The organism is Streptomyces sp. 7R007, from assembly GCF_054850255.1.
On sequence record NZ_JBTWMV010000111.1, the window covers coordinates 1 to 8634 of the forward strand.

Below are 8634 nucleotides of genomic sequence, written 5' to 3' on the forward strand. Positions count from 1 at the left end.
ACACGCTGTCGGCCACGGACGCCTCCGCGTTCGACGCCTCGGTCGACCGCACCTACTCGTCCCGCGCCAACACCACCGACACCGAAGGCCAGGCGCAGATCTTCGGCCCCGGCTGGACCTCGTCCGTCTCGGCCCAGTCGAGTGACTACACGCAGGTCCGCAAGACCTCCGACTACTCGGTGGAACTCCTGAGCGCCGACGGCAGTTCGGTCGCCTTCACCGCGAACGCGGACGGCAGTTGGGCCCCGGAGACCGGCGCCGAGGACCTGACCCTCACGGGCACGCTCAGCGGTACGACGTTCACGCTGACCGACACGGACGCCAACACCACGGTGTTCGCCAAGGCGGCGAGCGCGGCGACCACGTGGACGCTGTCCTCCTCCGCCACCTCCGTGGACGACTCCACGGTCACCACCGTCTCGGAGACGGTCACCTCGGGCGGCCAGACGCTGGCGCGTCCGAAGTACGTGATCTCGCCGACCGGCGCGGTCACCGCGGCCACCTGCCAGGCCACGCCGTCCACGAAGGGCTGCCGGGTCCTGGAGTACGTCTACGCGGACACCACGACGGCCACCGGCTCGGCGTCGGGTGACTACGCGGGCCAGGTCAAGGCGATCAAGCTGTGGGCCACCGACCCGGGTGCCTCGGCCGCGACCGCCGAGACCGTCGCCTCCTACGCGTACGCCTCCGACGGACGCCTCCGCCAGGTCTGGGACCCGCGGATCAGCCCGGCCCTCAAGACGCAGTACACCTACGACTCCGACGGCCGGGTCGCCACCCTCACCCCGCCGGGCGAGCTGCCCTGGACGTTCACCTACGGCAAGGCCGGCTCGGCCCTGACCGCGGGCTCCGGCATGCTCCTCAGCGCCTCCCGCCCCGCCCTCGCGCAGGGCTCGGACTCCACCACGTCCGGCACGGCGACGACCACCGTCGTCTACGACGTGCCGCTGTCCGGCAGCACCGCGCCCTACCAGATGGACGCCACTACGGTCGCCGGCTGGGCGCAGGACGAGGCACCCACCGACGCCACCGCCGTCTTCCCGGCCGACAGCGTCCCCGCCTCCTCCACCGGCGGCGGCCTGACGTCGTCGGCGTACGACCGCGCCACGATCACCTACATCGACGCCAACGGAAAGGCCACGAACACCGCGAGCCCCGGCGGCTCGATCACCACGACCGAGTACGACGTGTACGGCAACACGGTCACCCAACTGACCGCCGCGAACCGCGCGCTGGCGCTGAGCAGCAGCTCCGGCACGCTGACCGCGCTGGGTCTGGACGGCCTGTCCACGGCGGACCGTGCCCAGCGGCTGGCCACGGTCTCCGCGTACTCGGCGGACGGCGAGCGCCTCACCGACGAGTACGGACCGCTGCACCAGGTCACGCTCACCAAGGAACTCACGGGCGCCACGACCGAGTCCACGCTGGCCGCGGGCACCGTCGTCCCGGCCCGCACCCACACCGCGTACACCTACGACGAGAACAGGCCGACCGGCGCGGCCGTTTCGGGTCTGGTCACCTCCACGGTGACCGGCGCGGCGATACCCGGCTACGCGACGGACGCCGACACCACCACGGTGACCACGACCTACGACTGGTCCACCGGGCAGGAGAAGGCGACCACGGGCGGCAGCGACACGGACGCGCTGGTGACGACCTACGACGCCGCCGGCCAGATCGCCACCACCCGCTCCGCGGGCTCGTCCGGCTCGGACGCGAGCACCCTCGTCTACACGTACTACGACGCGAACGCCGTCGGCACCTGCGCCTCCGTCGTGTGGGACGGCCTGCTGTGCAGGACCGCGCCCGCGGCCTCGATCACCAACGGCGGCAGCAATCCGACCGACGCGGTCACCACGGTGTACACGTACGACCGCTGGGGCCGGATCGCCACCAAGGCGGAGACCGCGAACAGCGTGACCCGCACCACCACGATCACGACGGACGCGGCGGGCCGCCCGACCAGGACCGCGGTCACCGGCGGCTCGGGCACGACGACCCCGTCCACCACGGTCACGTACGACGAGTCCAACGGTCAGCCGGCCACCCAGACGTCCAACGGCCAGACCATCGCCTACGGTTACGACGACCTGGGCCGCCAGACCTCGTACGACGACGGCGCGGGCAACACCACCACCACGGCGTACGACACCCTGAACCGCCCGGTGAAGTCCACCGACTCGGCTCCCTCCACGGTGACGTACGCCTACAGCACCGCGGGCGACCTGAAGACGCTCACCGACTCGGTCGCGGGCACCTTCACCGGCACCTACGACGCCGACGGCACCCTCACCTCCGAAGCCCTGCCAGGCGGCTACACCCTGGCCGTCACCACCGACCCGACCGGTCTGGAAACCGGCCGCCAGTACACCGCCTCGGACGGCACCGCGGTCGCCTCCGACACCGCCGGCTACACGGTCACCGGCAAACAGGCCGGGCACACCGACACGAGCGGTTCGACCACCGACACCGACTACGCCTACGACAGTGCCGGACGCCTCACCCGGGCCACCGACACCACCGGCACCGGCTGCACGACCCGCGCCTACACCTTCGACGCGAGCAGCAACCGGACGGCTCTGACCACGAGTTCGGACGACTGCGACAGCAGCACCTCCGACACGACGACCACCACCGCGTCGTACACCTACGACTCGGCGGACCGCCTGGTCAACTCCGGCTACGCCTACGATGCGTTCGGCCGCACCACCACCAGCGGTGACACGACGCTGGCGTACTACACCAACGACCTGGTCGCGTCGGAGACGGTGGGCGCCGGACGCACCACCTGGTCCCTGGACGCCGCAGGACGCCTGGCCGTGCAGACCTCCCAGTCCCAGGGCGGCGACGGGAGCTGGACGACCTCGTCCACGACGACCAGCCATTACGGCAACGGCGGGGACAGCCCCACCTGGAGCGTCAGCGGAAGCTCCGTCAGCCGCAACGTCCGGGATCTGACCGGCACGCTGGCCGCCACCACCTCTGCGTCCGGCGACACGGTCCTGCAACTCGCCGACATCCACGGCGACGTGACGGTCCAGCAGCCCCTGGACACCTCGGTGGCCAGCACCGTCCTGCAGTACGACGAGTACGGCAACGCCCTCGACTCCACCGCCGCCGTCACCTACGGCTGGCTCGGCACACAGATGAGGGCCGGCGGCACGCTGTCCGGCATCACCCTCATGGGAGTCAGGGCCTACTCCCCGGCCCTGGGCCGGTTCCTGTCCACGGACCCGGTGCTCGGCGGCAGCCTGAACGCCTACGACTACGCGGCCCAGGACCCGGTGAACGTGCGGGACATCGGCGGCACGTTTCACATGTGGACGTGGAAGTACGGCGGTTCGTACTGGCTGATGCTCTACGTCGGGGCGACCATTCAGCGAGCCGTGGCCCAGGGGGCCATCTGGGGCCTCGCCGGTGGGATCGTCGCCGCCTGCGGTGGCATCCTGTGTGCCGTGATCGTCGGCATCATCGCGGGCGTCATCAGCAGCGTCGTCGGGGACGCCTGGCATCCGCGCGCCAAGTACTTCCTGTTCCGGGCGCGTTGGCCGGGAAGCCATCACTGGTGGACGACGTATCGCATCCGCGTCCACTTCGCCGGGTGGTGGTACGCGTGACGAACGTGACGCGTCCGAAGCAGAAGGAGAGCGGCCGCATGTCCTGGAAGAAGTACCCGGTGTTCATCCTGTCCGCGCTGGTGGGAGCGACCATCGCGTCACTCGCGTCCGGCAGGTCGTTCCCGGACTCCGCCGAGATCGCCACCGTCGTGATCGGCGGGCTCGCCGGCTGCGCCCTGGGATGGGGCGTGCGGAAAGCGTGGCTGAGGACCAGAGGAAGGTAGCCGAGAGGCGACCGCGGGGCGGGACGGCACGTATCGCCGGCCCGCCCCGCGGCGTCGCCGCCTCGGGAAGCAACGGCCGGTGCCGGGGCGGAGGCTGGCGGCGCGGACCGGCCGAGAAGGGCGGTCAGGGGCGGGCGTGCACGCCCATGCCTCCGGAGACGGTGAGGTTGTCGCCGGTGATGTAACCGGCGGCGTCCGAGGCGAGGAACGCCACGGCTTCGGCGATGTCGGCGGGGCTGCCGGCGCGGCCGAGCGGGACGTCCTGCGCCCAGGTGGCGATCATGTCCTGGGAGACGCCCAGCCTGGCGTAGGCAGGGGTGTCGATCAGTCCGGGGCTGACGGCGTTGACGCGGATGCGGCGCGGGGCGAGTTCGAGGGCGAGGGAGCGCACCAAGGGCAGCAGGGCGCCCTTCGCGGCGGTCGTGGCGGCTCCGATCCCTTCGCCGGCACCCACGGTGAACACCACCGACGCACCCTCCTCGAGGAGCGGGAGCGCCTTCTGCAGGGTGAAGAAGCCGCCCTTGACGTTGATGTCGAACACGGCGTCGAAGGCCTCTTCGTCGGTCGACTCGATCGGGCCGGGGCGGGAGACGCCCGCGTTGAGGAAGAGCAGGTCGAGGGAGCCGAAGTGCCGGCGCGCCTCGTCCACCGCCCGGTCGAGGTCCGGCAGGGACCGTGCGTCGGCCCGGACCACCAGGACGTCGTCGGGAAGTCCGGCGTCGGCGACATGGCCCAGACCGGTCACCATCACGCGGTGGCCGCGGGCGTGGAGCAGTTCGGCGGTCGCCTTGCCGATGCCGCTGGTTCCGCCGGTGATCAGAGCTGTGGGTGCGGACATGCGTGTTCCTCTGCGTGGTTTCGGGAGAGACGTTTGGCAGCGTACGCCTAGCTGGCAGCGACTGCCAAGCTTCGTGTGGATGCCGACCTGGCAGTGCTCGGCTAACCTGGTCGCATGAAGCAGGAGGGCAAGGCGGGCGAGGGCGTCGCGACCACGTTGTGGGACCGGACGCGGCAGCTGGCGTCGCAGGAGATCCTGGCCACGGCCCTGCGCCTGTTCAGCGAGCAGGGCTACGACGAGACGACCATCGCCCAGATCGCCCGCGAGGCCGGCGTCTCCCAGCGCACCCTCTTCCGCTACTTCGGCACCAAGGAGGACCTGCTCGGCGGCGGCCAGGAGCGCTTCGGGCCGGTCCTGGCCGAGACGATCGGCGCGCTGCCGACCGAGGTCGGCGCCTGGGAGTCCCTGCGTGCGGGGATCGCCGCCGTACTGACCTTGCACGACAGCCGCGAGGAGGCGCTGAAGCGGTTCCGCCTCCTGCACAACACCGCCTCGCTGCGCGCCGGTTGGCTCGAGAAGCGGCTGCGGTTCCAGGAGGATCTGCTGCCGCTCGTCGAGCCGCGCCTGGACGCGACCGGCGGCACCGCGCGCGCCAAGGCCCGCGCGGTGATCGCGACGGCGTTCGCGTGCCTGGACGCCGCGTCGATGGCGTGGGTCGAGAACGCCGGCGAGGGCGACCTCATGGATCTCTACGACGAGTGCCTGGCCGCCGTACGCGGCTGACCAGCCCGAACGCCGCGGACCGGTGACGCCGGACGCGTCGGTGCGTTCCCCGCCGCCGGGGAAAGTGCGCGCTGCACACCTCTTGACCCTCCGAGATCGCCAGGCTTAACGTTCCGGCGTTTGAGAGTGATTGAAACGATTCAATCCCTTCGTCACTACCTCTCCTGGGGCGCACCATGCATGAACTCGTCTCGCAGCGCGGCGGGATGTCCCGGCGCACGGTCCTGGCCGCCGGGCTGGCCGTCGGCGCCGTGGCGGCCGTCGGAGCCGCGTCGCCCGCGGCGGCCGTATCGACCACCAGCGGCGGCGGGCCGGCGGTCCCCGGCTGGCTCGCGGATCCCACGCGTGCCGTGCGCCCCAGGTTCCGCTGGTGGTGGCCGGACGGCCTCGTCGACCCGGACGAGATCGCCCGCGAGATCGACCAGATCGCGGACGCCGGCTTCGGCGGCGTGGAGGTCGCAGGCGTCCACCACAGCATCAAGGACAAGTCGGTCCTCGACACCGCGCACCACGGGTGGGGCAGCAGACCCTGGCTGGACGGTGTGGAGGCGGCGCTGCGCCGGGCCGTGCGGCGCGGCCTGACCGTCGACCTCACCCTCGGCCCCAGCTGGCCCGTCGCCGTCCCGGGCGTCACCCCCGACGACGAGGCCGCCGCCCAGGAACTCGCCTACGGCAAGGCATCGCTGACCGGCGGGGCCACCTACCGGGGTCCGGTCCCCGAGCCCGTGTACGCGGCCGCCTCCGGGGTCACCCGCCGGCGCCTGGTCGCCGTCCAGGCCGCCCGCGTCAACACCGCGAACTCCACCCGCAAGGAGACCGGTCTCGACGCCGACAGCGTTGTCGACCTCACCGGCGCCGTCACCGACGGCAGCCTCACCTGGACCGCGCCCGCCGACGGCACCTGGATGCTGATCTCCTACTGGCAGCGCGGCTCGGCCCAGCAGCCCGAGTCCGGCCCGCACACCTCGCCCCTCGCCTACGTCGTCGACCACTTCAGCCCGGCCGGCACCGCCGCGATCACCGGCCACTGGGACTCGATGCTGACCCCGGCCCTGAAGGTCCTGCTGAGGGCGGCGGGCGGCGCCTTCTTCGAGGACTCCGTGGAGTTGGAGACCAAGGGCCTGGTGTGGACCTCGCGGCTGCCCGAGGAGTTCGAGAAGCGCACCGGGCGCCCGCTGCTGCCGTACCTGCCCGCCGTCGTGCTGGACAACAGCAACCAGGTCTTCGCCTTCGAGGCCCAGCTCACCCGGCAGATCCGGCACGACTTCTGGCAGACCGTCTCCGACCTGTTCAACCGCAACCACCTGGGCGCCCTCGGCGACTGGGCGCACTCCCTGGACATGGTCCTGCGCGCCCAGCCCTACGGACTGCAGACCGACGCCATCCAGTCGGCGTCGATCCTCGACATCCCCGAAGGCGAGTCCCTCGGCTTCAAGAACCTCGACGACTACCGCTGCCTGGCCGGCGGCCGGGACATGGCCGGGCGCCGGGTGCTGTCCTGTGAGGCCGGCGCCTACAACGGCACGGCGTACAGCACGACGTGGGACCGCTTCCTGCGGACCATGGGCGGCGCCTACGCGGCCGGCGTCAACCAGACCGTCGTCCACGGCTTCTCCTACGCCACCGCGCCCGGCGTGAGCTGGCCCGGCTTCGCGGCGTTCAGCCCCTACAACGGCGCCCCCGGCTACGGCGAGTCCTGGGGACCGCGGCAGCCCACCTGGCGGCACATGGAGGACATCTCCGGCTACCTCGGCCGCGTCCACCACGTCCTGCAGTCGGGCACCGCCCGCGCGGACGTCGCCGTCTTCCGGCAGACCGGCTACACCGCCACCGGCATCGGTGCCTCCTGGTTCACCGCGACCGGCGTGCCGCTCGGCTGGACCCACCAGTTCCTCAGCGGCCCGCTGCTCGATCTGCCCAGCGCCACGGTCTCCGGCGGCCGGCTCGCGCCCGACGGCCCCGCCTACAAGGCGCTGTTCGTCGAGGGAGACTTCTTCTACAGCTCCACCCCCACGCTCGCCGTCGCCGACGCCCGCAAGCTGCTGAAGCTGGCCCAGGCGGGCCTGCCCGTGGTCCTGTACGGCGCCTTCGACCAGGCCCTCACCCCCGGCGTGCCCGCCGACGGGGAGACCGACCGGCTGCACGACGTGCTCGCCGGGCTGCTCGCCCTGCCCAACGTCGCCCTGGTCGGCGACAAGACGCTCATCGGCGACGCGCTGACCAGGCTCGGTGTCACCCCCGACGTCCGGTACGCCACCTCGTCCACGCTCCTCAACGTCCACCGGGCCACCGACGAGGCGGACTTCTACTACTTCTGCAACGGCAAGCACGCCGAGACCGTCAAGCCGGCGGTCGCCGCCATCGACCACGAGGTGACGGTGCGCCGCACCCGGCGCGGGGCCACGGTGCCCTACGTCCTCGACGCCTGGACGGGGCAGGCGACACGGCTCGCGCGCTACACGGAGGACGGCGACGACATCACCCTGCGCGTCGCGCTCCAGCCGGGCGAGACCCTGATCGTCGCCCTGGCCCGCCCCGGCGAGTTCGGCGACCGGCCGCACGCCGTCGCCTCCGACGCCGACGACGTGCTGTTCACGGACGCGGGCCTGACCGTCCGCGCGTACACGGCGGGCACGTACACGACCCGCCTGTCCAACGGCCGTACGCGCACCACGACCCTGCCGTCCGTCCCGGAACCGATCGTCCCCGCCCGCTGGCAGCTGGACGTGGAGGACTGGTACCCGGGGTCGGACCCGACCCGGACCGACGTCGTACGCCGCTCCCTCACCCTGGACACCCTCGCGCCCTGGTCCCAGATCGCCGAACTCGCCGACTCCGCCGGCATCGGCACCTACCGCACCACCGTCACCCTCCCGTCCGAGTGGAGCCCGGCACACGGCGCCGTCCTCGAACTCGGCCAGGTCAGCGACACCTGCCGGGTGACCGTCAACGGCCGCCGCCTGCCCGCGGTCGACCGCCTGCACCCCGTCGTCGACGCCGGCCCCTACCTGCGGCGCGGTGACAACACCGTCGAGGTCGAGGTGGCGACCCCGCTCATCAACCGGCTGCGCGTCGCCCAGCCGGCCGTGTTCGGCACCACCGCCCGCCAGGCCCACGGCCTGGTCGGCCCGGTCCGCCTGGTGCCGTACGCACAGGCCGTCGTGGCCTGACCCGGCCGCCGGAACCGGGAGCGGCCGCCTGGCCAGTGGGTCGTGCGCCGCTACCGGGACGG

The 8634-nt window shown here is 72.1% G+C and carries 5 protein-coding genes; 4 read left to right on the forward strand and 1 reads right to left on the reverse strand.

Annotation, left to right across the window (positions count from 1 at the left end):
- Both ACYF6T_RS43950 and ACYF6T_RS43955 read left to right on the forward strand, forming a co-directional pair.
- A partial coding sequence (locus ACYF6T_RS43950) for an RHS repeat-associated core domain-containing protein (RefSeq protein WP_461703600.1) occupies positions 1-3617 on the forward strand: 3617 nt, incomplete at its 5' end.
- Complete coding sequence (locus tag ACYF6T_RS43955; protein WP_461703601.1) at positions 3614-3841, forward strand: hypothetical protein; 228 nt, start codon at positions 3614-3616, stop codon at positions 3839-3841. The genes ACYF6T_RS43950 and ACYF6T_RS43955, both read left to right, overlap by 4 nt.
- A 124-nt stretch (positions 3842-3965) precedes the next feature.
- On the opposite strand, the gene ACYF6T_RS43960 is transcribed toward ACYF6T_RS43955, so the two are convergent.
- Positions 3966-4679: an SDR family NAD(P)-dependent oxidoreductase gene (locus ACYF6T_RS43960; protein ID WP_461703602.1), complete on the reverse strand. Its 714-nt coding sequence runs from the start codon at positions 4677-4679 to the stop codon at positions 3966-3968.
- 114 nt (positions 4680-4793) lie between these two features.
- Between ACYF6T_RS43960 and ACYF6T_RS43965 the strand changes: the two genes are divergently transcribed.
- Complete coding sequence (locus ACYF6T_RS43965; RefSeq protein ID WP_461703603.1) at positions 4794-5402, forward strand: TetR/AcrR family transcriptional regulator; 609 nt, start codon at positions 4794-4796, stop codon at positions 5400-5402.
- 176 nt (positions 5403-5578) lie between these two features.
- On the forward strand, positions 5579-8572 hold the full coding sequence (locus tag ACYF6T_RS43970) for a glycosyl hydrolase (protein WP_461703604.1): 2994 nt from the start codon (positions 5579-5581) through the stop codon (positions 8570-8572).
- Positions 8573-8634 lie beyond the last annotated feature (62 nt).

Coding starts and splice junctions, on each gene's coding strand:
- ACYF6T_RS43970 (WP_461703604.1), top strand. CDS start 5,579: ATGCATGAACTCGTCTCGCAGCGCGGCGGGATGTCCCGGCGCACGGTC.
- ACYF6T_RS43965 (WP_461703603.1), top strand. CDS start 4,794: ATGAAGCAGGAGGGCAAGGCGGGCGAGGGCGTCGCGACCACGTTGTGG.
- ACYF6T_RS43960 (WP_461703602.1), bottom strand. CDS start 4,679: ATGTCCGCACCCACAGCTCTGATCACCGGCGGAACCAGCGGCATCGGC.